16 protein-coding genes and 1 pseudogene are annotated in these 23,522 nt (G+C 73.8%); 3 read left to right on the top strand and 14 right to left on the bottom strand.

The features are described 5' to 3' along the window. Nucleotides 1–158: 158 nt before the first annotated feature. From ACWEPF_RS20110 to ACWEPF_RS20100, 3 genes are all read right to left on the bottom strand, one after another. Nucleotides 159–1,331 carry an acyltransferase family protein gene (locus ACWEPF_RS20110; protein ID WP_452173622.1) on the bottom strand — a complete coding sequence of 391 codons (1,173 nt, stop codon included), beginning with the start codon at nt 1,329–1,331 and terminating at the stop codon, nt 159–161. Between the two features lie 189 nt (nt 1,332–1,520). Then, nucleotides 1,521–2,219, bottom strand: a complete 699-nt coding sequence (locus ACWEPF_RS20105; protein WP_345286129.1) for a response regulator transcription factor — start codon at nt 2,217–2,219, stop codon at nt 1,521–1,523. Beyond that, nucleotides 2,212–3,654: a PspC domain-containing protein gene (locus ACWEPF_RS20100; RefSeq protein WP_345286131.1), complete on the bottom strand. Its 1,443-nt coding sequence runs from the start codon at nt 3,652–3,654 to the stop codon at nt 2,212–2,214. The genes ACWEPF_RS20105 and ACWEPF_RS20100 overlap by 8 nt, the downstream gene beginning before the upstream one ends. A gap of 134 nt (nt 3,655–3,788) precedes the next feature. Between ACWEPF_RS20100 and ACWEPF_RS20095 the strand changes: the two genes are divergently transcribed. Continuing rightward, entirely contained in the window at nt 3,789–5,324 is a 1,536-nt protein-coding gene (locus ACWEPF_RS20095; protein ID WP_452173621.1) for a PspC domain-containing protein, read from the top strand. Then, nucleotides 5,321–5,563 (top strand): hypothetical protein, encoded by a 243-nt coding sequence (locus ACWEPF_RS20090; protein WP_345286135.1) that lies wholly within the window; start codon nt 5,321–5,323, stop codon nt 5,561–5,563. The genes ACWEPF_RS20095 and ACWEPF_RS20090 overlap by 4 nt, the downstream gene beginning before the upstream one ends. Nucleotides 5,564–5,566: 3 nt before the next feature. On the opposite strand, the gene ACWEPF_RS20085 is transcribed toward ACWEPF_RS20090, so the two are convergent. From ACWEPF_RS20085 to ACWEPF_RS20050, 8 genes and pseudogenes are all read right to left on the bottom strand, one after another. Beyond that, the gene (locus ACWEPF_RS20085; protein WP_452173625.1) at nt 5,567–5,854 is read right to left on the bottom strand and encodes a Rieske (2Fe-2S) protein; all 288 of its coding nucleotides are present in this window, start codon (nt 5,852–5,854) and stop codon (nt 5,567–5,569) included. A 225-nt stretch (nt 5,855–6,079) separates the two neighbouring features. Then, a pseudogene (locus ACWEPF_RS20080) lies at nt 6,080–6,607 on the bottom strand (DoxX family protein); the annotation flags it as partial. A 163-nt stretch (nt 6,608–6,770) separates the two neighbouring features. Continuing rightward, nucleotides 6,771–8,366, bottom strand: a complete 1,596-nt coding sequence (gene guaA / locus ACWEPF_RS20075) for a glutamine-hydrolyzing GMP synthase (protein ID WP_345286137.1) — start codon at nt 8,364–8,366, stop codon at nt 6,771–6,773. Between the two features lie 784 nt (nt 8,367–9,150). Further along, nucleotides 9,151–10,665: a hypothetical protein gene (locus ACWEPF_RS20070; RefSeq protein ID WP_452173620.1), complete on the bottom strand. Its 1,515-nt coding sequence runs from the start codon at nt 10,663–10,665 to the stop codon at nt 9,151–9,153. A 78-nt stretch (nt 10,666–10,743) separates the two neighbouring features. Beyond that, nucleotides 10,744–12,510 carry a GMC oxidoreductase gene (locus ACWEPF_RS20065; protein WP_452173619.1) on the bottom strand — a complete coding sequence of 589 codons (1,767 nt, stop codon included), beginning with the start codon at nt 12,508–12,510 and terminating at the stop codon, nt 10,744–10,746. A 36-nt stretch (nt 12,511–12,546) separates the two neighbouring features. Next, nucleotides 12,547–14,166: a succinic semialdehyde dehydrogenase gene (locus ACWEPF_RS20060; RefSeq protein WP_452173618.1), complete on the bottom strand. Its 1,620-nt coding sequence runs from the start codon at nt 14,164–14,166 to the stop codon at nt 12,547–12,549. 74 nt (nt 14,167–14,240) lie between these two features. Beyond that, nucleotides 14,241–15,815, bottom strand: coding sequence for a serine/threonine-protein kinase (locus ACWEPF_RS20055; protein WP_452173617.1), 1,575 nt, complete (start codon nt 15,813–15,815; stop codon nt 14,241–14,243). 55 nt (nt 15,816–15,870) lie between these two features. After that, a complete protein-coding gene (locus tag ACWEPF_RS20050) occupies nt 15,871–16,908 on the bottom strand; it encodes a protein kinase domain-containing protein (RefSeq protein ID WP_449796968.1) in 1,038 nt (345 codons plus the stop codon). 282 nt (nt 16,909–17,190) lie between these two features. On the opposite strand from ACWEPF_RS20050, the gene ACWEPF_RS20045 reads away from it, so the two are divergent. After that, a complete protein-coding gene (locus ACWEPF_RS20045; RefSeq protein WP_452173616.1) occupies nt 17,191–18,633 on the top strand; it encodes a phytoene desaturase family protein in 1,443 nt (480 codons plus the stop codon). 7 nt (nt 18,634–18,640) lie between these two features. On the opposite strand, the gene ACWEPF_RS20040 is transcribed toward ACWEPF_RS20045, so the two are convergent. From ACWEPF_RS20040 to guaB, 3 genes are all read right to left on the bottom strand, one after another. Continuing rightward, nucleotides 18,641–20,299, bottom strand: coding sequence for a serine/threonine-protein kinase (locus tag ACWEPF_RS20040; RefSeq protein ID WP_452173615.1), 1,659 nt, complete (start codon nt 20,297–20,299; stop codon nt 18,641–18,643). Between the two features lie 306 nt (nt 20,300–20,605). Continuing rightward, nucleotides 20,606–21,727: a GuaB3 family IMP dehydrogenase-related protein gene (locus ACWEPF_RS20035; RefSeq protein ID WP_452173614.1), complete on the bottom strand. Its 1,122-nt coding sequence runs from the start codon at nt 21,725–21,727 to the stop codon at nt 20,606–20,608. Between the two features lie 233 nt (nt 21,728–21,960). Continuing rightward, a complete protein-coding gene (gene guaB / locus ACWEPF_RS20030) occupies nt 21,961–23,463 on the bottom strand; it encodes an IMP dehydrogenase (protein ID WP_345286156.1) in 1,503 nt (500 codons plus the stop codon). Between the last annotated feature and the right edge of the window lie 59 nt (nt 23,464–23,522).

Genomic DNA, 23,522 nt, shown 5'->3' with positions numbered 1-23,522 from the left:
GAGCAGCTCCAGCCCGGCCAGTGGCTGGAGACCTCCTCCGGCACCAAGGTTCAGATCGGCAGCATCCGCCGCTTCACCCAGCAGCAGCGTGTTCATCGTCGACGGAACGGCAACCACCGTTCCGTCGGACCCCGCCCTCGTCCGTTCCTCCGCCCCGGTCAGCCCCGGCGGACCGGCGGCTGGGAGGCGGTCCTGACCTGTCGCAGGCCCTGCTCCATCTTCCGCTTCAGCAGGCTCCCCAGCGGCCGCTCGACCAGCCGGTGGAGCAGCCAGGCGACCAGCAGTATGGTGGCCATCAGCCCGGCCAGCAGCAGGTACGGGTTCATCCGGTCGTGCAGTTCACGGATGACCCACCAGCCGAGCTGCTGGTGCAGCAGGTAGACCGGGTAGGTCAGCGCGCCGGCCACCGTCAGCCACTTCCACCGCACCCAGTCGAACTTGCCCAGCGCCACCCCGATCATGGCCAGGAAGGCCAGCGTGATCAGGGCGAAGGCGACGCCGAACGAGACGTGCTCCTTGGCGTCCCAGGAGTAAATGGCGACCACGCCGCGGAGCTGGTTCTGCGCGAGCAGCCAGTTGAGCCCGATCAGCCCCCAGAGCAGCAGGTTGGGCCCGAAGCGGTACATCAGGTACATCGCGACGCCGGAGATGAAGTACGGCGAGTACTGCGGGAAGGTCATCACCCCGATCAGCGGGATCGGGCTGTTGGTGGCGAAGACCGAGAGCAGCGTCCACACCCCGCAGAAGGCCACCACCCGGCGGTAGGTCAGCCCCCAGAGCGCCAGCAGGCCGATCAGCACGTAGAACCGCAGCTCCAGCCAGAGCGTCCAGTACACGCCGTCCAGGTCCTGGCCGCCGATGCCGTTCTGCATCATCGTCAGATTGGTCAGGATGTCGGTGAACTCCCAGTCCCGGGCGCCCTCGTCCCAGACCGGCTTGACCAGGAAGAGCATCGCCGAGGTCATCAGCACGCCGGCCCAGTAGGCCGGGAACAGCCGGCTCACCCGCGAGGTGACGAACTGTCCGACGCTGCGCCCCCAGACGGACATGCAGATCACGAAGCCGCTGATCAGGAAGAAGAGCTCGACGCCGACCCAGCCGTACACGGCGAACGGGTGGAGCAGCGGGACCGCCTTGGCCGGCGTGGTGTCGCCCCAGATCGGACTGAACCGCTGGAACCCGGCGTAGTGCCAGGTCATCGCCGAGACGGCGGCGATGAGCCGCAGCGCGTCCAGCACGTGGAGCCGTCCGCCGCGGCGCTCCGGGGCGGCGATCACGACGGGCTCGGCAAGGGGTGCGGAGCGGCTGCCCGCCCAGGGAGAGGTGAGCATGAGGACCTTCGGGGGTGAGGGTGCGGCCGACGGGGGGCCCGGCCGAAAAGCGGTCTCACCCTAACCAACCCGCGGCCCGCTGTCCCGACGCTCCCCCACCGCCTTTACCCTCCCGTGGCACACGGACGGGCACCCGGCCGTACGCCGCAGTGCCCGTTCGTGTCCACCCGAACGGGTGGTGGGTACCCGTCAGACCAGCCGGCGCGCGGTGGCCCAGCGGGTCAGCTCGTGACGGTTGCTCAACTGGAGCTTGCGCAGCACCGCCGAGACGTGCGACTCCACCGTCTTCACCGAGATGAAGAGCTGCTTGGCGATCTCCTTGTACGCGTAGCCGCGGGCGATCAGCCGCAGCACCTCGCGCTCGCGCTGGGTCAGCCGGTCCAGGTCCTCGTCGACCGGCGGGGTGTCGGTGGCGGCGAAGGCGTCCAGCACGAAGCCGGCCAGCCGGGGCGAGAAGACCGCGTCGCCGTCGGCGATCCGGAAGACCGCGTTGACCAGGTCGGTGCCGGTGATGGTCTTGGTCACGTAGCCGCGGGCACCGCCGCGGATGACCCCGATCACGTCCTCGGCCGCGTCCGAGACGGAGAGCGCCAGGAAGCGGACCCCGTTCGGGTCGGCCATCACCGGCGCGGAGCGGCGCAGCACCTCGACCCCGCCGCCGCCGGGCAGGTGGACGTCGAGCAGCACCACGTCCGGCCTGGTCTCGGCCACCACCTTGACCGCCGACTCGACGTCGTCGGCCTCCCCCACCACGTCGATGCCGGTCAGCTCCGTCCGGCCGATCTCGGCCCGGACCCCGGTGCGGAACATCCGGTGGTCGTCCACCAGCACCACCCGGGCCCGCCGCTCCGGCTCTGCCGCCCCCGTAGCCGACACTGCGTCAGTCATCTGCCCTCTCCATCTCCAGCTCGACCTCGGTCCCGCCGTCGGGCGCGGGCCGCACCTTCGCGGTGCCGCCGTTGCGCTTCATCCGGCCGATGATCGACTCCCGTACGCCCATCCGGTCCTCGGGCACGTCGTCCGGGTCGAAGCCGGGGCCGTGGTCACGGACGAAGACCGACACCGTCCGCCCCTCCACCTCGGCGTAGACCTGGACCGGCCCACCGCCACCGTACTTGGCGGCGTTGACCATCGCCTCCCTCGCGGCCTGCACCTGTGCCGAGATCCGCTCGTCCATCGGGCAGTCGCCGACGCAGACCAGCTCGACCGCGACCCCGTGCCGGTCCTCGACCTCGGCCACCACCGAGCGGATCCGCTCGGCCAGGGTGTCCGGCGCGGCCTCGGCGGCCGCCTCCGGGCGGTACAGCCAGAGCCTCAACTCGCGCTCCTGCGCCCGGGCCAGGCGCAGCACCTCCTTGGCGTCGTCGGCGTTGCGCTGGATCAGGGTGAGGGTGTGCAGCACCGAGTCGTGCACGTGCGCGGCGATCTCGGCCCGCTCCTGGGCCCGGATCCGGGCGGTCCGCTCGGCGCCCAGGTCCTGCCACATCCGCAGCGCGTACGGGCCGACCAGCACCAGCACCCCGGCCAGCACCGCCAGCGAGGCCTCCAGCACGGAGGCCAGCGTGGAGCCGCTGCCCTGCAGGATCAGGAAGGCCACGATGCCGGCCACCACCAGCAGCACCCCGGCGCCGATCCGGGTGTACGCGGCCCGCCGCCGGGTGCCCTCCACCCCGAACCAGCGCTGCCAGCGGGAGTCGTCGGCCTGCCGCCAGACCAGCGCGACGCCGACCCCGATGGTGAGCAGCGGCCAGACGTACGGCTTGGCCGGCTGGATGTTCAGCGCGCTGAGCAGCGCCATGATGCCGACCACCAGGCCGAGCAGCGCGAAGACCTGGCCGAGCCCGCCGCGCGGGACGGCGCCGGCCCGCTCCTCGGCGGGGGCTCCGGCGGCCACCGCCGCCTCGCCGTGGAAGGTCCGCTGGAGCAGCTCGCGCAGCCGCCCGAGCCGGGCCGGCCTCCCCTTCCTCAGCTCCTCGCCGCCGACCACCGCGTCGCCCGGCACGAAGCGGCCGTTGACGTACAGCCAGCGCGGCCCGCCGCCGGCCGGCTCGCCGATCCCTATCGGCACCACGAACCAGAACGCCGCGTACAGCAGCACCCCGACGGCCTGGGCGAAGAACAGCAGCACGAAGGCGACCCGCACCCAGGCCACCGGCAGCCCCAGGTGGACCGCGAGGCCGTGCGCGACGCCGCCGAGGATCCGGCCGTGCCGACTGCGGTAGAGCCGCCGGTACGGCGGGCGTTCGACGCCGCCGTCCCCTGATCCACCGTCAGCGGGGAAGGGGCCGTCGAGGGCTCTGGGATCGGTTCCGGGGGCTGCCACGCCCCGAATGGTCACACGTGCGCGCCCCCGCGCGCATCAGGGTGCCACCCCGAACCCGTCTCAGGGACAGATCAGGGTACGCACCGGGCCCGCGCCGGTTGGGCCACGGCCGCGCGGGCAGCAGGATAAGGGGCATGACCGACGAGCAGACCACCGCGCCGGGGCCCGACGCCCCCACCGGGCCGGAGCAGCCGCCCCGCCCGCCGCTCAGCCGGAGCGAGAGGCACCGGGTGGTGGCCGGCGTGTGCGGGGGCCTGGGCCGCCACCTGGACATCGACCCGGTGGTCTTCCGGGTCGTCACCGCGGTGCTCTGCCTCTCCGGCGGTCTCGGCCTCTTCCTCTACGGCCTGGCCTGGCTGATCGTGCCGCGCGAGCCGGAGGAAGGGACGGCCGGCCGGACCGAGCTGCAGCGGGTGCTGACCGGCCGGGTGGACGGCCAGTCGATCGGCGCGGTGCTGCTCACCGTGATCGGCACCGGCGTCTTCTTCTCCTCGATGGGCGACGGCGGCCAGCTCTTCCCGATCCTGCTGCTCGGCGGCCTGGTGCTGCTGGCGGTCCGCTACGACCCGGAGCGCCGCCGCCACCCGCGCCGGCGCGGCCGCCGCCGGGGCCACGACGGCCCGTACGACCGGCTCACCGACGAGACCGGGCACCCGTACGACGCCACCGGCGCCGCACCGGGCTGGCGCGCCGTCAACGACCGGGCCGGCGACGGGGCCGGGGCCGGTTCCCCGCACTGGTGGGACCAGGCCGAGCAGCACATGAAGGAGGCCTGGCGGACCCACGAGGAGGCGATGCGCTCCGCCTTCGGACAGGCCCGGGACAAGGCCCACCCCGACACCCCGCCGGCCGGCCCGAGCGGCTACCTCTGGGACCCGCGCCACCCGGAGCGCAACCCGTACGGCTCCACGCCCCCGCCCGGCGCGCCCGCGCGGCCCTGGTGGCAGCGGACCGACCTGCCGGAGGGCGACCCGCTGCGCAAGGCCGGGGCCCCGCCCTCCCCCGCGGACCCGCCGCTGCCGCCCCTCCCCCCGGTCCACCCGGTCCACCCGGTCCACCGGGGCCCGAACGTGCTTCCGCTGCTGGGCCTGCTGCTGGCCGCCGGCGGCGGTGCGCTCGCCTGGTGGGTGACGGAGCGTCAGGGCGGCTCGGTGTTGCTCTCCACCGTGCTGGCCGCCGCGCTCGCCGGGCTCGGGCTGGCGCTGCTGATCGGCGCCAAGTTCGGCCGGGCCCGCGGCCTGGCCCTCCCGGCGGCGCTGCTGGTGATCCTGCTGACCGCCACCACCGGCTCGGACTTCACCCTGGCGAGCAGCGCCGGGGACCGCTACTGGGCACCCACCTCGGTCTCCGAGGTGAAGCCCGAGTACACCCTGGGCGTGGGCGACATGAAGCTCGACCTGACCGACTTCGACCCGGCCGGCGCCACCGTGGCCACCACGGCGAAGCTCGGCGCCGGCGACATGCAGGTGACCGTGCCGGGCGACGTGGAGGTCCGGCTGACCCTGAAGAACGGCCTGGGCGAGATCCAGGTCGCCGACCGCCACCTGTCCTCCGGGGCGGGCAACGACGTGGAGTACCAGTTGCACCCGACCAACGGCCGGCCGTCCCGGGGGACGCTCGACCTCACCCTGACCGTGGGCCTCGGCGACCTCCAGGTGGTGCAGTCGTGAGGAAGCACCCGCTCGACCCGTTCTCGCTGATCGCGGGTCTGCTCTTCGGCACCCTGGCGGTGCTCTGCCTGCTCGCCTCGCTGAACGGCAAGGAGGTGAGCGGCCGGGTGGTGCTGCCGGTCACCTTCCTGGTGCTGGGCGGCGCCGCGGTGATCGGCGCGGTCACCGCGATGACCCGCCGCTCCCGGGAGCTGCGCCGGATCCGGGAGGCCCGGGAGGTGCGCTCCTCCTCCGACTGACCGTCAGGCCTTCTGCTGCGCGCCGAGCTCCAGCTGGTCGCCCTTCTTGGTGACCGCGAACTTCGCCAGCGGCTTGGTGGCCGGCCCGTTGAGCACCGCGCCGGTGGTGGCGTCGAAGCGGGAGCCGTGGCACGGGCAGTACATCTGGTTGTCCTTCGGGGCGTCCACCGCGCAGCCGGAGTGGGTGCAGATCGAGGAGAAGGCGCAGTACTGGCCGGCCTTGGGCTGCACCACGTAGAGCGCGTCCCCGGTGGCCGGGTCCTTGACCTTCGCCGAGCCGCCGACCGGCACCGAGGCGGCGGGCACCGAGACGGCACTGCCGGCACTCGCGCTCGCGCCCGCGCTCGGGCTGCCCGAACCGGTGGGCACCGGCGACGGGCCCGCCGCGTTCGCGGGCAGCTCGTCGCGTCCGAAGGTGGCGGTCAGCGAGCCGGCCAGCAGCCCGGCCCCGCCGAGCGCGACCGCCGCGATCCCGCCGTCCACCAGCGCCCGGCGGCCGACCTGGTCCTCCGTCAGGCCCCGGCGCCGGTCCCGGCCCGCGCGGGCGGCCAGGTAGCCGTCCACCGAGAGGTGGGGGGTGCCGGCCAGCAGCAGCGGGGTCCAGGCCATCAGGTAGGCCAGGTCGTTGCCGTAGTAGTACGGGGAGGTGTTCCAGCTGACGGTGAGCCAGAGGCTGAGGCTGAGCGCCGCGCCACCGGCCGCGGCCAGCCGCCCCCAGAGGCCGAAGAGGGTGCCGAGGCCGACCGCCAGCTCGCCGAAGGCGATGGCCAGCGCGGAGAAGGTGGGCGCGTCGAGGGCCGGGCCGAGCGCCCAGCCGATCGGGCTGTTCGCCTTGGCGGCGGTGGTCTGCGCGACGAAGGAGGCGGTGTCCGCCGCCCCGGCCAGGTAGTGCGGGTCGGCCAGCTTGTCCAGGGCCGCGTAGACGAAGGTCACCCCGAGGAACAGCCGGAGCGGCAGCAGTGCGTACCGGGTGGCAAACTCCCGCCGCTGGGCTGCCCGTTCGGCTCTGCCAGGACGTTCCGGCCCGCTCAGCCCCACCGCCATCGCCGACACCCTTCGCTCACGGCCCGTCAACTCCTGACGGGTCCGGTCCGATTCTGCCCGCAACCGGGCGGTTTCGGGGGCACGCCCCCCGGTGGAAACGACCGCGCCGCCGCCCCCGATGCGGTCGGGGACGGCGGCGCGGTCGTTCAGCCGTGGCGGGAGGTCACTCCCACTCGATGGTGCCCGGCGGCTTGCTGGTGCAGTCCAGGACCACGCGGTTGACGTCCTTGACCTCGTTGGTGATCCGGGTGGAGATCCGGGCCAGGGTCTCGTACGGCAGGCGCGACCAGTCGGCCGTCATGGCGTCCTCGGAGGAGACCGGACGGAGCACGATCGGGTGGCCGTAGGTGCGGCCGTCGCCCTGCACGCCGACCGAGCGGACGTCGGCCAGCAGCACCACGGGGCACTGCCAGATCTCGCGGTCCAGGCCGGCCTTGGTGAGCTCCTCGCGGGCGATGGCGTCCGCGTCGCGGAGCAGGTCCAGGCGCTCCTTGGTGACCTCGCCGACGATCCGGATGCCCAGGCCCGGGCCCGGGAACGGCTGCCGCTGGACGATCTCCTCCGGCAGGCCGAGCTCCTGGCCGACCATCCGGACCTCGTCCTTGAACAGCTGGCGCAGCGGCTCGATGAGCTTGAACTGCAGGTCCTCGGGGAGGCCGCCGACGTTGTGGTGCGACTTGATGTTCGCGGTGCCGGTGCCGCCGCCGGACTCGACCACGTCCGGGTAGAGGGTGCCCTGGACGAGGAACTCGACCTCCTCGCCGTGCTCACCCGCCTCGGCGATGATCTCGGCCTGGGCCTGCTCGAAGACCCGGATGAACTCCCGGCCGATGATCTTGCGCTTCTCCTCGGGGTCGGTGACCCCGGCCAGCGCGGTCAGGAAGCGCTCCTGGGCGTCGACCACCTTGAGCTGGATGCCGGTGGCGGCGACGAAGTCCTTCTCGACCTGCTCGGTCTCGCCCTTGCGCATCAGACCGTGGTCCACGTACACGCAGGTGAGCTGGGAGCCGATGGCCCGCTGCACCAGCGCGGCCGCGACGGCCGAGTCCACGCCGCCGGAGAGGCCGCAGATGGCGCGCTTGGTGCCGACCTGCTCGCGGATCGCGTTGACCTGCTCCTCCACCACGTTGGTGGTGGTCCAGGTCGGGGCGATGCCCGCACCGCGGTAGAGGAAATGCTCCAGGATCTGCTGACCGTGGGTCGAGTGCAGCACCTCGGGGTGGTACTGGACGCCGTAGAGCTTGCGCTCGTCGTCCTCGAAGGCCGCGACCGGCACCACGTCGGTGGAGGCGGTGACGGAGAAGCCCTCGGGGGCGGCGGAGCAGGCGTCGCCGTGCGACATCCACACCGACTGCTCGGCCGGGGTGCCCTCGAACAGGGTGGAGCCGGACTTGGAGACGTGCAGCGGGGTGCGGCCGTACTCGCGGGCACCGGAGTTGTCCACGGTGCCGCCGAGGGTGATGGCCATCAGCTGGAAGCCGTAGCACATGCCGAAGACCGGGACGCCGGCCTCGAAGATCGCGCGGTCCAGGCGGGGCGCGCCCTCCTCGTAGACCGAGGACGGGCCGCCGGAGAGGATGATCGCCTTCGGGTTCTTGGCGAGCATCTCGGCCACCGGCATGGTGGACGGCACGATCTCGCTGTAGACCCGGGCCTCACGCACCCGACGGGCGATGAGCTGGGCGTACTGGGCGCCGAAGTCGACGACCAGCACGGTGTCGAGCTCGGCGGCGGACAGGTCGGGAGTAGCAGAGGACACAGACGGCCTTCCGGCAGCGATGTGGGGGTGTCGCCGCCGATTCTACCGGGCACCCACCGCGCGCCGTTTCACCCGCTTGCCGGGGCGGCGGGCCGTGACCGGCGTCACGGCAGGATCGTTGCACCCATCGACCGCACCGCGCGGGCCGCCCCGGCCAGGGGCGGGCCGGACGGCGCGGACACCGAACCATGCGCGTGGATCTCTCTTCAGTCCACCGGCGCACGTGGCGCCGCCGCTCCCGAACGGAGCGGCCCGCCGTGGGACCGTGCGCGGGTGGGAGTGGCCGGGCCGGCAGGGGACAGCCGGGTCGGGCACGACTGAAAACGGTGAAGGAGGTGCGGCGGGCGACTCCCGGGACGCCGGGGACGGCCGCCGTACCTCCGCACGCCCGTCCCGGCGTGCCAGTACTACGGACAGTAGTCGACCAACGGGTCGGTATTCAGCGGCGTTCGACCGTCTCCGAACGGTCGGACAGGGTATGCCCGCCCCGGGAAGTACGCGCCGGACTGTACCGAACTGCGTCGAACCGGTTGCAGAGCCGGGGCTCCGTCCAGCACGATGCTGGATGTGGAGGTCGCCCTGACACCAGCCGGATGATCACGCTCCGTCATGGCCGACCGCTCCGCACCCATGACCATCTCTCCGAGACGGCGCTCATCCCCCGGCGCCGTCACCCAGCACCGGCGCCGCCCTGACGCCGTGTGCTGAACGACAAAGGGCCCCGTTCCCCCGCGGGGCCCTTTGCCCGTTCCGGGCCGGGCGGCCGGGCCGCACGCCCGCCGGCTCAGCGCTTCCCGAAGTCCAGCACCTCGCCGCCCTGCGGCGGCAGGTACCCGGAGGAGGCGGTCAGCTCCAGACCGGCCGGGTCGTACGCCTCCGGGTCCGGCTCCTCCACCCGGGCCGGACGGTCGCGCCCGCCGAGGCGGTCGAGCAGCTCGGGTACGGCCAGCACGCCGAGCGCCACCAGCAGCAGATGGACCGTCAGCAGCGGGAGCAGCCCCATCCCGGCCGCGGACTCGTTGGCGAGCGTGTACACCTCGGCGCCCTGGCCGTAGGAGGGCATCCGGACGTCCATCGCGTAGCCGGCCCCGGCCACTGCGGTCAGCGCGGTGAAGAGCGGCCAGAGCAGGGCGGCCGCCCGCAGCCGGACGGGCCGCTCCAGCCGGCGCACCGACCAGGTGAGCAGCGCCAGGACGGCCGGCACCAGCAGGACGGCCAGCCGCCAGGACTCCGGCCAGCCCTCCAGGTCGACGAGCGAGACGGTCCGGTCGGTCCAGTTCTGTGCCGCCCCGCCCTCGTCCCGGCCGGAGGACTCCAGGTGGAGCCCTGCCCCGGCACCGAAGCCGAGCAGGGTGAGGCCGAGGTTGGGCAGGGCCAGCAGCCCGGCCAGGGTCGCCTTCCAGGGCGCGACCACCGCGAGCACCACCAGGGCCGCCAGCGCCGACAGACCCACCGTCAGGCCCGCGCCCCGGGCGGCCGCCACCACGGCGGCCCACCAGAGCGGGGCCCGCTCGCGCAGCGCCGGGGCGCCCCGGCCGGTCCAGGCCGCCACCAGTGCGGCCAGCACGGCGGTGCCGAGCAGCGGCCCGGCCTGACCTGCCGTCAGCACGACGTGCTCGGTGTAGTCGCGGGTGCCCTCGCTCGTGGTCCGGACCTGGTCGACCCCGGAGAACAGTGCGAGCAGCCCGCCGGTCAGCACGGCGAGCAGCACCGCACGGACCGCGTGCCGGACCGCGTGCCGGACCGCCGGCCCGGCCCACCGGCGCAGCCCGACGCCGAACAGCAGCGCCCAGAGCAGCGTGACGGTCATCGGCAGCACCTGGAGCGTCAGCGCGGTCTCGGTGCCGTAGAGCTCCGTCCGGTTGCTGCTGGCCGAGCTCAGCGGCCCGCCGAAGGCGGTCAGGGCGGCGGCCAGGCCGACGCCGTACCGGGACGCGAAGTCCGATCCGCCCGGCCCCACCCAGCCCAGGTCGTCCAGGCCGAAGGCGAGCAGCAGCCCGGCGAGCAGCAGCAGGGCGGTCGGCGCGGCCACCACCTTCAGCGCGGGCAGCCAGTCCGGGTCGGCCACCAGGTCGAGCACCCGGCTCCACCGCCGGGGCGCCACCACCCGGCCGCCGCCCCAGGGCCGCGGCCCGCCCTCGGGGCCGCCGGCGTGGCCGCCCTCGAACTCCACCTCGCCGATCGCCGGTCCGGCCGCCGGCTCCGGGCCCGGTCGGACCGCCGTGAAGGCGGCCCCGCAGGCGGCGCAGTGCGCCGCCCCCACCGCCGAGGCCGCCCCGCAGGTCGTGCAGATCGCCATCTCGTCCCCCCTCTTCGAGGGGCGTTTATCCCACCGGCGCTGACGGGGTGTCAACCGGGCTCCGCACACCCGGTTCGCTCACGAGCGCTTCTTCGGCACCTCCGGCACCGGCAGCAGCAGCTCGCCGAAGGCGCCCTTGGGCACCGCGGGCGCGGCGGGGGCCACCGCGGCCACCCGGCGGTACGCCTCGCCCTGCTCCGGGCGGGGGTCGGCCTCGCCCTTGTTGGGCCACATCGACATGGCCCGCTCGGCCTGCGCGGTGATGGTGAGCGAGGGGTTGACCCCGAGGTTGGCGGAGACCGCCGAGCCGTCGACCACGCTGATCCCGGGGTGGCCGAAGAGCCGGTGGTACGGGTCCACCACGCCGTCCTCGGGCCGGTCCGAGATCGGGCAGCCGCCGAGGAAGTGCGCCGTCATCGGGATGTCGAAGATCTCGCCGACCGAGCTCCCGGCGAAGCCGTTGATCGAGGCGGCCAGCGCGTTGGCGCCCTGCTCGGCGGCCGGGATCCAGGTGGGGTTGGGCGCACCGTGGCCCTGACGGGAGGTCAGCTTGCCCTTGCCGAGGCCGTCCTTCTTCAGCGAGACGGTGATCGAGTTGTCCAGCGACTGCATCACCAGGCCGATGATGGTCTTCTCGGACCAGCGGTGCTGGTTCATCGAGAGCGCGAAGATCCACGGGTGCCGGGCGGCGGTGACCGCGTAGCGCAGCCAGCGCGGCCCTCGCCCGGCGCCGCTGACCTGCTGGACCGAGAGGGCGCCCATCGCGTTGGAGCCCTTGCCGTAGCGGACCGGCTCGATGTGGGTGTTGGCGTCCGGGTGGATGGAGGAGGTGATCGCCACCCCCTTGGTGAAGTCCACGCGCTCGCCGTAGCGCCGGTCGGTGGTCGAAGCCCCCACCAGCGCCTCGGAGTTGGTCCGGGTCAGCTCGCCCAGCTTGGCCGAGAGACCGGGCAGGAAGCCCCGGTCGCGCATCCGGTGCAGCAGGTTCTGGGTGCCGTACGTCCCGGCCGCCACCACCACCCGGGCCGCGGTGATGGTCCGGGCCCCGGCCGCCACCCGGTCCCTGGACCGGGAGTTGGTGCGCCGCACGTCCACCGCGAAGCCCTCGCCGTGCGGCCGCAGCCGCTCCACGGTGGTGAGCGGGTGGATCTCGGCGCCGTTGCGCTCGGCCAGGTAGAGGTAGTTCTCGGTGAGCATGTTCTTGGCGCCGTGCCGGCAGCCGGTCATGCACTCCCCGCACTCGGTGCAGGCCCGCCGCCGGGGTCCGGCCCCACCGAAGTACGGGTCCTCGACCTCGGCGCCGGGAGCGGCGGTGACGTCCCCCTCGCCGTCCCGGCCGTCGCCGAAGAAGACGCCGACCGGGGCCATGTGGAAGGTGTCCGCGACGCCCATCCGCTCGGCGGCGTCCTTGAGGTGGACGTCGGAGGGGGTCATGGTGGGGTTCTCGCGGACCCCGAGCATCCGCTTGGCCTGGTCGTAGAAGGGCGCCAACTCCTCCTGCCAGTCGGTGATGTGGGCCCACTGACGGTCCCGGAAGAACGGCTCCGGCGGCACGTACAGGGTGTTGGCGTAGTTCAGCGAGCCGCCGCCGACCCCGGCGCCGGCCAGGATCAGCACGTTGGCCAGCAGGTGGATCCGCTGGATGCCGTAGAGCCCGAGCGCGGGGGCCCAGAGGTAGTTCCTGGTGTCCCAGGAGGTCTTCGGCAGCTCGTCCCGGCCGAACCGCCGGCCGGCCTCCAGCACCGCGACCTTGTAGCCCTTCTCGGTCAACCGCAGCGCCGAGACCGACCCGCCGAAGCCCGACCCGACCACGACCACGTCGTAGTCGAAACCACCATCCGTCATGAGACCCACAACTCCCGGGAAGCGAGCACCAGTTGCTTACTTGAAGCGGAGCGCCTTCAGCGCCTTCAGGCTGGAGGTGAACAGCGCGGCGAACTTCTCGTCGCTGAGCCCGAAGGACGGGCCGAGCGGCATCACCCGCTGGGTGGAGATGGTCTGCGCCTCGGTGTAGCGCAGGATGCCGTCCGAGCCGTGCCGGCGGCCCAGGCCGGAGTCGCCCATGCCGCCCATCGGGGCGGAGACCGAGCCGTAAGCGGCGGCGTACGCCTCGTTCACGTTCACGGTGCCGGTGTGCAACCGGGCCGCGACCGCCCGGCCACGCCGGGCGTCCTTGGTCCAGACACTCGAATTCAGGCCGTACGGCGTGGAGTTGGCGGCCTCGACCGCCTCGTCCTCGGTGTCGAAGCGGTAGACCGAGACCACCGGGCCGAAGGTCTCCTCCGCGCAGACCGCCATCTCCCGGGTGACCCCGTCCAGCACGGTCGGCTCGTAGAACAGCGGGCCGAGGTCGGGGCGGGCCTGACCGCCGGTCAGCACGGTGGCGCCGGCCTTGACGGCCTCCTCCACGTGCCGGGTGACGACCTCCAGCTGGCGCTCGGAGACCAGCGATCCCATGTCGGCGCCGTAGGCCAGGCCGCCGCCGAGGCGCAGCGCGGCCGTCCGGGCGGTGAAGCGGGCGAGGAACTCCTCGGCCACCGCGCGGTGCACGTAGAGCCGCTCGATGGAGATGCAGAGCTGCCCGGCGGAGGAGAAGCAGGCCCGTACGGCGCCCTCGGCCGCCTTGTCCAGGTCGGCGTCCTCCAGCACCAGCAGGGCGTTCTTGCCGCCGAGTTCGAGCGAGGCGCCGATCAGCCGGGCGGCGGCCCGCTGGGCCACGTCGCGGCCGGTGCGGGTGGAACCGGTGAAGGAGACGTAGTCGGCGTGCGCGACCACCTCGGGGCCGACCACCGGGCCGTCGCCGATGACGATCTGCCAGAGGTCGGCGGGCAGCCCGGCCTCGATCAGCAGCTCGCGCGCCCACAGGGCGGTCAGCGCGGTCTGGGTGTCGGGCTTGTTGACCACCGCGTTGCCGGCCGCGAAGGCGGGCAACGCGTCGCCGACCGAGAGCTCCAGCGGGTAGTTCCACGGCGAGATCTGGCCGACCACGCCCTTGGGGCGGCGGGCCTCCACGGTGTGGGTGAGCACCGGCACGGCCCCGCCGCGACGGCGGTCGCGCAGGTAGGAGGCGGTCTTGCGGCCGTAGTGCCGGGCGGCCAGCGCGGCGGCCAGCACCTCCTCGAAGGCGTGCAGCCTGGCCTTGCCGGTCTCCGCCTGGATGAGGTCGAGCACCTCGTCCTGGCGCTTCAGCAGCAGGTCGTGGAAGCGCAGCAGCACGCCCTGCCGGTGCCGCACCGGCAGCGCGGCCCAGGTCTTCTGGGCCCGCCGGGCCAGCTGGTAGGCCACCTCGACGTCGGCCGGGGTGGAGCGCGGCAGGGTGGCGAGGCGCTCACCGGTGAGCGGGGCGGTGGTGTGCACCAGGTCGGGCTCGCCGGTGGCGGTGACGCCCTTGGCCAGCCGGGCGACCAGCGCGGCCGGCACCGCCGAGGCGACGGTGCGGGCCGAGCCGGGGGCCGCGGGGTTGCGTCCGGTGGTCTGTCGGGCTGCCGTGGTGTCCGTCATGGGCGCAGCCTAGGGCCTGCGCCCCCGCTTGTGTACCCGCCGGTAACAGAAAACACCCGGAGGAGGGTGGCGTGTCAGGGCGTACCGAAACCGTTGAGCACCGTCGTGTAGAGGCGCTGCCCGTCGGTCCACTCGGCGTCGGGGTACGAGACGTAGATCGCGTACGAGGTGCCCTTGTCGTCCCGGAACTCCACCTCGCGGGCGTGCCGGCGGCCGTCCTTGCCCAGGTAGCTGAACTCCCAGACCGCGCCCTCCTGCCCGTGCACGTCCACCTCGTCGAAGGCGACCCGCTTGTACTCCTTGAGGCTCTTGGAGACCGTGGCCTCCATCTCCTTGAAGTGCGCCATCGGCGTCAGCGGCTGACCGACCGTCACGGCGAACTGGAGGTAGCGGTTGCGCTTGTCCGGCGAGTAGTAGATCTGGTTGTTCTCCACCGTCCGCTCCCAGGTGCCCGTGGTGGGCAGCAGGAAGCGGAAGCCGACCGGGTCGTCGGTCCAGCGGAAGCCCTTGGGCGCCGGCGCACCCGGGGTGACCGAGGCGGTCGGCGCGGCCGTTCCGGACTCGCCGCCGCCCCGGTCCGTGGTCATCGCGTACGTGCCGGCCCCGGCCAGCACCGCCACCAGCACCCCGGCCAGCAGCAGCCGCGGCCAGCGCCGCCTCGGCGCGGCAGCCGCCGCCACCGTCGGCTGCGGCGCCACCGGGACGGTGACCGGCTCGACGGGGGCCGTCTCCGGCTCCACCGTCTCGGCCCGGTCCACCACCGGCACGTTCTGGGTGGGCTGGGCCTGCGGCCGCTCCTGCCCCTGCGGCTTGATCGCCAGGGTGTGCCCGGACCGCACCTCGGCCAGCATCCGCATCGCCTGGTCCGCGTTCGGGCGCTCCGCCGGGTCCTTGGTCATCAGCGCGGCCAGCACCGGCCCCAGCGCCCCGGCCCGGCGGGGCTCCGGCAGCGGGTCGCCGACCACGGCGGCCAGCGTGGTGATCGGCGAGGTCCGGCGGAACGGCGAGTCGCCCTCCACCGCCGCGTACAGCGTCGCGCCCAGCCCCCACAGGTCGGAGGCCGGGCCCGGCCGCTCGCCCTGGGCCCGCTCCGGGGCCAGGTAGTCCGGCGAGCCCACCAGGTCACCGGGGCGGGTCAGTTCGGTGGAGCCCTCGAAGGTGGCGATGCCGAAGTCCAGCAGCACCACCCGGCCGGTGCCGTGCTCCAGCAGCACGTTCGCCGGCTTCACGTCCCGGTGCAGCACCCCGAGTTGGTGCCCCCGGTGCAGCGCGGCCAGCACCTGGCAGCCGACCTCGGCCGCCTCCCGCGGCGACAGCGTCCCGTCCTGGCTGATCACGTCGGCCAGCGAACGGCCGTCCACCAGCTCCATCACGATCCACGGCCGGCCGTCCTGCTCCAGCACGTCGTGGATGGTGATCACGCCCGGGTGCTTGATCCGGGCGGCCGCGCGGGCCTCCCGCTTCATCCGGGACTGGAGGATCTCCAGGTCCTCCTCCGGAAGGTGGCTGACCGTCAGCTCCTTGACCGCCACCTCGCGGTCCAGCATCTCGTCACTGGCCCGCCAGACGGTCCCCATGCCGCCCCGGCCGAGCCGCTCACCGAGCCGGTATCTCCCCGCCAGCAGCCGCTGGCCGTCCTGCCCGTCCACAGCGACTGCTCCCCCCGTACCCAGGTGTTCGAATTCCGTACCTGCACAGGTTAGATCAGCCCGCGAACGCGGCCACCGCCGCCACCGCCGCCAGCATCAGCACCAGCACCCCGCCCACCAACAGCGACCCCAGCACCGCGGGCGACACCCTCGACGGCCGCCGCTCCACCGCCCCCGCCCGCCTGCGCTCCACCGGCCCCCGCCGACGGGCCGTCACCGCCCCCGGCCGGCGCACGACCGGCAGCACCTCCGCCACCCGGCCCGGGTCGTACGGCTCCGGCGCCCCGACCAGGAACGCGGCCAGCCAGGACCGCAACTGGCCCACCGTCAGCCGCCCGGCCAGCAGCCCGCCGACCACCCCGGCCAACGGCCCGCAGCCGTCCAGCGGCTCGTGCCGCCCGTCCCGCACCGCCGCCAGCAGCTCGCCCAGGTCCCGCTCCGGGTACGGCGCCCGCCCGGTCAGCAGACGGTGCATCAGCACCCCCAGCGCCCAGGCGTCCCCGGCCGCCCCGCCGTACGGCGCCCAGCGCTCCGCCCGCACCCCCAGCAGCACCGCCCTGGTCTCGTACACCCGGCGCTCCACCACCCCGCCGAGCTCCCGGCAGTACGCCTCCTGCACCGCCCCCAGCAGCAGCCCGCCGAGCATCGCCGCGCCGTCCTCGCAGACCAGCACCGACTCCGGCGCCACGTTCCCGTGCACCACCCCGCCGCGGTGCAGCTCCGCCAGCGCCCGGGCCAGGTCCGCCGCCAGCTCCGCCACCCGGTACGGCGACCACGGACGCTCCGTCAACTCCGCGAGCACGCTCCCCGGCGGAGCCTCCTCCGCCACCCAGAGCCGGCGCCCCTCCACGAAGGCCTCGAACCCGCGCAGCAGCCGCGGCCCGGCCGGCGCCCCGGCCAACTCCCCCGCCACCCGCACCGCCAACCCCTCCCAGGGCTGCGGCCGGTCCCAGTCCTCCTGGTCCAGCACCTCCGGCAGCGCGATCCCCGTCAACCGGACCGGCTCGTCCCCCAGCACCCCCGCCAGGGCACCACCCATCGGACGGCCCGTCACCCGGTACCGCCCACCGACCACATCCCCCGGGGCGTGCATGTGTCCTCCCTCGAACGCCAGCGTACGCGCCCGCACCCGCCAGGTGGTGTGGCCGGGGGCGCGAATCGGAGGGCGGCTCCGCCCGGCAGGGCAGCACCCCAGGGGCGCGGGGAACTGCGCGAGTTCGGAAGGCGGCCACCGTGAGATCGGGGCAGGCGAGCCAGTTGCACGCGCTGCCGTTCCCCCGCGCGCAGTTCCCCGCGCCCCCGAAGGCGTGGCCCCGCGCCTATGCTCGTCCCGTACCGGAAGAGGTGTCACCCAGTGGTAGCCGAAGTCGTCGTCGTGGGAAGCGGACCGAACGGCCTCGCCGCCGCCCTCACCCTGGCCCGCGCCGGCCTCCGGGTCGAGGTCCGCGAAGCCGCCGACACCCCCGGCGGGGGCCTGCGCACGGAACCGCTCTTCCGCCCCGACGTCGTCCACGACATCTGTGCGGCCGTCCACCCGATGGCCACCGCCTCCCCCTTCTTCCGCGCCTTCGACCTCCCCGCCCGCGGCGTCGAACTCCTCACCCCGGAGATCAGCTACGCCCACCCCGTCACCCCCACCCGCGCCGCCCTGGCCCACCGCCGCCTCGACGCCACCTGCGAGCACCTCGGCCCCGAGGACGGCCCCCGCTGGCGCGCCCTGATGGAGCCCCTGCTGAGGCACAGTCAGGGCCTGGTCGACTTCGTGATGTCCGGCCAGCGCACCTTCCCCGCCGACCTGGCCGCCCCGCTCCTCCTGGCCCGCGGCCTGCTCGCCCACGGCACCCCGCTCGCGGCCCACCGGTTCCGCCGCCCCGAGGCCGCCGCCCTGCTCTCCGGCGTGGCCGCCCACGTGGTCGGTCCGATGCCCACGCCGTCCTCCGCCTCCGTCGCCCTGCTGCTCGGCCACCTCGCCCACACCGCGGGCGGCTGGCCGGTGCCCCGCGGTGGCAGCGCCCGCATCGCCGGGGCGATGACCGACGACCTCATCGCGCACGGCGGCACCGTCACCACCGGGGCCCGCCTGGACGACCTGCGCGAACTCCGGGGAGCCCGAGCCGTCCTGCTCGACCTCGGCCCCAAGGAGTTCCTCCGCGTGGCCGGCCCGCTGATGCCCCCCGCCTACCGCCGCGCCCTCACCCGGTTCCGCCACGGCCCCGGCGCCGCCAAGGTGGACTTCCTCGTCAACGGCCCGGTCCCGTGGGCCGATCCGCTGGTCGGCCGGGCCGGCACCGTGCACCTGGGCGGCACCCAGCAGCAGGTCTTCGCACAGGAGAGCCTGGTCGCCAAGGGGTTCCCCGGTGACGCCCCGTTCGTCCTCGTGGTGGACCCGTCGGCCGCCGACCCCTCCCGGGTCGCCGCCGACGGCCACCGCCCGCTCTGGGCCTACGCCCACGTCCCGCACGGCGACCGCACCGACCCGGCCGACGCGGTCACCGCCCGGATCGAGCAGTACGCCCCCGGCTTCGCGGAGACGGTGGTGGACCGCCGCTCGGTCAGCGCCGCCGCCCTGGAGGCGTACAACCCCAACTACGTCGGCGGCGACATCGCGGCGGGCGCCATGACCCTCCGTCAGGCCCTGTTCCGCCCCGTCCCCGCCTGGGACCCGCACCGCACCCCGCTCAAGGGCGTCTACCTCTGCTCGGCCTCCACCCCGCCGGGGCCCGGCGTGCACGGCATGTCCGGCTACCTGGCGGCCCGCTCGGCGCTGCGCCGCGAGTTCGGCGTCCGCACCGCGCCCGGGCTCTCACCCGCCCGCTGACGCCCGCTCAGGGAGCGGGCTGGAAGGAGTCGAACGAGGCCTGACGGGCCTGCACCTGCTCCGGCGAGTTCCAGACCGCGTCCGGGGCGATCCAGTAGATCGCGTAGCCGTACTTCCCGGTCACGAAGCCCCGGTTGAGCGCGTGCATGCGGACGCCGTCCTTGTCGTACGTCCACTCCCAGTCCGCCGAGTTGGTCCAGCCGCGGAAGGGTGCCGGACGGGTGCCGAGGCTCTGGTACCCGCGGAAGTTCGCCGGGCCCGCGGCGTCCGCCTCCTCCCAGTCCTTCAGCGCGCTCGGCCCGGGAGTGGTCGTCCAGTCGATGATCAGGCTGACGCCGTTGCCCCGGTACGCCTGCTGGGTCTTGCCCGCCGGCTGCGGCTTGAGCGCGTCCGGCACCGACACCGTGAAGCCCTGCGTGCCCCGCTGGCTCTGGTACCCGGCCGGGGCCGCCGGCGGCGTCTGCGCGGCCGGGGTCTGGCCCGGCTGCGTCTGCGTCTGGGTCTGCGTCGCGGTGGCCGTCACCGTGGCCGTGGCCGTCACGGTCGAGGTCGGCGCCGGGCTCTGCTGCTGGTCCTGCCCCTGGGCGGGCGGCGTCGGCGAGGGCGTCACCTGCCCGCTGCCCGCCGGGGCCGCCGCTCCGGTCGGCTTCCCCTCGTCCCCGTCCCCCTTCGGCCAGAGCACCGCCCCGACCACCAGCGCCACCACCAGCGCGACGGCCGCCGCGACCAGCAGCCACCGCCTGCGCGCCGCGTCCCCGCCCGCCGGGGCCACCGGGGCCCCCGGGGCCGCCGACGGGACGGCAGCCGCGGCCACCACCGTGGTGGCCTCGGCCCGGGTGGTGGCCTCGGCCGCCACCCGGCGCAGCATGGCCCGGGCCCGGCCGGCGTCCATCCGGGTGGCCGGGTCCTTGTCCAGCAGCCCCTCGATCACCGGTCGCAGCAGCGGCCCGGCGTTCACCGGAGGCTCCAGCTCCTCGGTCATCACCGCCGTCAGGGTGGCCAGCGCCGAACCCCGGTCGTACGGGGGCTTGCCCTCGGTCATCGCGTACAGCGTGCCGCCCAGCGACCAGAGGTCGGCCGGCGGCCCGGGCTTCTGCCCCTTGGCCCGCTCCGGGGATATGTACGAGGGCGCCCCGACCAGCATCCCGGTCGAGGTGATCGAGGTGTCCCCCTCGACGCTGGCGATCCCGAAGTCGGTGAGCACCACCCGGCCGTCGTCGTCGACCAGCACGTTGGAGGGCTTCACGTCCCGGTGCAGGATGCCCAACTCGTGCGCCTCGCACAGGACCCCGAGCACCTCCAGGGCGATCTCGGCGGCCCGGGCCGGAGCCAGCGGGCCGTCCTCCTTGATCACCTCGGCCAGCGAACGGCCGCCGACCAGCTCCATCACGATCCACGGCCGGCCGTCCTCCTCGACCACGTCGAAGACGGTCACCGCCGCCGCGTGCCGGATCCGCGCGGTGGCCTTGGCCTCCCGCAGCGTACGGGCGATCAGCCGGTGGCGGTCGGCCTCGTCCACGCCCTCCTGCATCCGCAGTTCCTTGACCGCGACCACCCGGCCGAGCATCTCGTCCTCGGCCCGCCAGACCGTCCCCATCCCGCCGCGGCCGAGCACACCGGTCAACCGGTACCGCCGCCCCAGCAGACGTCCGTCGGTCTCGGTCATCGATGTCCCCCAGCGTCCGGCAGCCAAGCCCCCATCATCTCGCGTCCACCCGACTCCCTGTCAGCCACCCCCGGCCACAACCGCGTTCGTACCCGACCCGTGGCCGGAAACCGCCGTTCCGCTCCGGCCACGCACTGCCACCGTCCGCGGTCGTTCACACCACCACCCCGGGAGAGGCACACCCTGATCACCGCCCCGGCCCGGCCGGTGCTCCCCTCCCGGCTTCGACTCCGCCCGGCGCTTCGCCTCCCGACGCGGAAGGCCCCCGCTCCGAAGGGAGCGGGGGCCTTCCGTCTTGACGGAGCGTCAGCGCTGGGCCGGGTTGACCGTCACCTCGACGCGCTGGAACTCCTTGAGCTCCGAGTACCCGGTGGTGGCCATCGCCCGGCGCAGCGCACCGAACAGGTTCATGGTGCCGTCCGGGGTGTGCGACGGGCCGGAGAGGATCTCCGCCGTGGTGCCCACGGTGCCCAGGTCGACGCGCTTGCCGCGCGGCAGCTCCTCGTGCACCGCCTCCATGCCCCAGTGGAAGCCCCTGCCCGGGGCGTCGGTGGCCCGCGCCAGCGCCGCACCGATCATCACCGCGTCGGCGCCGCAGGCGATCGCCTTCGCCAGGTCGCCGCTGTAGCCCACGCCACCGTCGGCGATCACGTGCACGTACCGGCCGCCCGACTCGTCCATGTAGTCCCGGCGGGCCGCCGCCACGTCCGCCACCGCGGTCGCCATCGGCACCTGGATGCCCAGCACGTTCCGGGTGGTGTGCGCGGCGCCGCCGCCGAAGCCCACCAGCACGCCGGCCGCGCCGGTCCGCATCAGGTGCAGCGCGGCGGTGTAGGTGGCGCAGCCACCGACGATCACCGGCACGTCCAGCTCGTAGATGAACTGCTTCAGGTTCAGCGGCTCGGCCGCACCCGAGACGTGCTCCGCCGAGACGGTCGTCCCGCGGATCACGAACACGTCCACGCCCGCGTCCACCACGGCCTTGGAGAACTCGGCGGTCCGCTGCGGCGACAGCGCCGCGGCGGTCACCACGCCCGAGTCACGGACCTGCTTGATCCGCTCCTTGATCAGCTCCGCCTTGATCGGCTCCGCGTAGACCTCCTGGAGCCGACGGGTCGCCGCGGCCTCGTCGGTGATCGTCGCGATCTCGTCCAGCAGCGGCTGCGGGTCCTCGTACCGGGTCCACAGACCCTCCAGGTTCAACACCCCGAGACCGCCCAGCTCACCGATGGCGATCGCCTGCGCGGGCGAGACCACGCTGTCCATCGGCGCCGCCAGGAACGGCAGCTCGAACCGGTAGGCGTCGATCTGCCAAGCGATCGAGACCTCCTTCGGGTCCCGCGTACGACGGCTGGGGACGACGGCGATGTCGTCGAAGGAGTACGCCCGCCGGCCGCGCTTGCCTCGCCCGATCTCGATCTCAGTCACTTCGAGCCCTTCCTGCACATGCTTTGCTGGTCGCCCCAGTATCCCGCACCGCGCCGCGCGGGCGCGCAAGTGTCCGCCGGGGCGGACGCCGAGGGGCGCGAGGAACTGCGCGAGTCGGAAGGCAACCCACCTGCAACCCGGGCTCCGAGAGCCAGTTGCCGGTGCTGCCGTTCCCCTGCGCGCGGTTCCCCGCGCCCCTGGGCGCGCGTCAGCGTCAGCGTCAGCGGTCAGTCTCAGCGGCCGTGGTAGTTCGGCGCCTCGACGGTCATCTGGATGTCGTGCGGGTGGCTCTCCTTGAGCCCCGCCGAGGTGATCCGGACGAAGCGGCCCTTGGACTCCATCTCGGCGACGGTGGCCGCGCCGACGTAGCCCATGGTCTGCCGCAGACCGCCGACCAGCTGGAACAGCACGGCGGAGAGCGGCCCGCGGTACGGCACCTGACCCTCGATGCCCTCGGCGATCAGCTTCTCGTCCGAGGAGACGTCGGCCTGGAAGTAGCGGTCCTTGGAGAAGGACTTCGCCTGGCCGCGCGACTGCATCGCACCCAGCGAGCCCATGCCGCGGTACGACTTGAACTGCTTGCCGTTGATGAAGAGCAGCTCGCCCGGCGACTCCTCGCAGCCGGCCAGCAGCGAGCCGAGCATCACGGTGTCGGCACCGGCGGCCAGCGCCTTGCCGATGTCGCCGGAGTACTGCAGGCCGCCGTCACCGATCACCGGCACCCCGGCCGCCTGACAGGCCAGCGCCGCCTCGTAGATCGCCGTCACCTGCGGCACGCCGATGCCGGCCACCACGCGGGTGGTGCAGATCGAGCCCGGCCCGACGCCGACCTTGACGCCGTCCACGCCCGCGTCGATCAGCGCCTGGGCGCCGTCCCGGGTGGCGACGTTGCCGCCGACCACGTCGACGCCCACCGCCGACTTGATCTTCGAGATCCAGGACAGCGCGTTGTGGCTGTGCCCGTGCGAGGTGTCGACCACCAGGAAGTCCACGCCCGCGCCGACCAGCGCCTGCGCCCGGTCGAAGGCCTCGGCCGAGGCGCCGACGGCCGCGCCGACCAGCAGCCGGCCCTCGGCGTCCTTGGCGGCGTTCGGGTACTGCTCGGCCTTGACGAAGTCCTTGACCGTGATGAGGCCCTTGATCCGGCCCTCGTCGTCGACCAGCGGCAGCTTCTCGATCTTGTGGCGGCGGAGCAGCGCCATCGCGTCCGTCCCGCTGATGCCGACCTTGCCGGTGATCAGCGGCATCGGGGTCATGATCTCGCGGACCTTGCGGCTGCGGTCCGACTCGAAGGCCATGTCCCGGTTGGTGACGATGCCGAGCAGCTTGCCCGTCTCGTCCGCGATCGGCACGCCGGAGATGCGGAACTTCGCGCAGAGCGCGTCCGCCTCGGCGAGCGTGGTCTCCGGGCCGACCGTGATCGGGTCGGTGACCATGCCGGACTCGGAGCGCTTCACCAGGTCGACCTGGTTGACCTGGTCCTCGACCGAGAGGTTGCGGTGCAGCACGCCGACGCCGCCCTGGCGGGCCATCGCGATCGCCATCCGGGACTCGGTGACCTTGTCCATCGCGGCGGAGAGCAGGGGGATGTTCACCCGGACGTTGCGGGAGACGCGGGAGGAGGTGTCCACCTGGTTCGGCATCACCTCGGAGGCCCCGGGCAGCAGCAGGACGTCGTCGTAGGTGAGTCCGAGCATCGCGAACTTCTCGGGTACGCCTGCGGCGTTGTAGGACATGAGTGGGGACCTTCCATGGCGGCCGTCGTCTGATCCCGCGCTCCCCGCTGAGGGTCCGG

Source organism: Kitasatospora sp. NPDC004289 (genome assembly GCF_053602875.1).
Note: the sequence above shows the minus strand (reverse complement) of the source record. Positions and strands in the feature narration are given on the sequence as shown.

Coding starts and splice junctions, on each gene's coding strand:
- ACWEPF_RS20065 (WP_452173619.1), bottom strand. CDS start 12,510: ATGACGGATGGTGGTTTCGACTACGACGTGGTCGTGGTCGGGTCGGGC.
- ACWEPF_RS20040 (WP_452173615.1), bottom strand. CDS start 20,299: ATGACCGAGACCGACGGACGTCTGCTGGGGCGGCGGTACCGGTTGACC.
- ACWEPF_RS20095 (WP_452173621.1), top strand. CDS start 3,789: ATGACCGACGAGCAGACCACCGCGCCGGGGCCCGACGCCCCCACCGGG.
- ACWEPF_RS20060 (WP_452173618.1), bottom strand. CDS start 14,166: ATGACGGACACCACGGCAGCCCGACAGACCACCGGACGCAACCCCGCG.
- ACWEPF_RS20050 (WP_449796968.1), bottom strand. CDS start 16,908: ATGCACGCCCCGGGGGATGTGGTCGGTGGGCGGTACCGGGTGACGGGC.
- ACWEPF_RS20070 (WP_452173620.1), bottom strand. CDS start 10,665: ATGGCGATCTGCACGACCTGCGGGGCGGCCTCGGCGGTGGGGGCGGCG.
- ACWEPF_RS20105 (WP_345286129.1), bottom strand. CDS start 2,219: ATGACTGACGCAGTGTCGGCTACGGGGGCGGCAGAGCCGGAGCGGCGG.
- guaB (WP_345286156.1), bottom strand. CDS start 23,463: ATGTCCTACAACGCCGCAGGCGTACCCGAGAAGTTCGCGATGCTCGGA.
- ACWEPF_RS20110 (WP_452173622.1), bottom strand. CDS start 1,331: ATGCTCACCTCTCCCTGGGCGGGCAGCCGCTCCGCACCCCTTGCCGAG.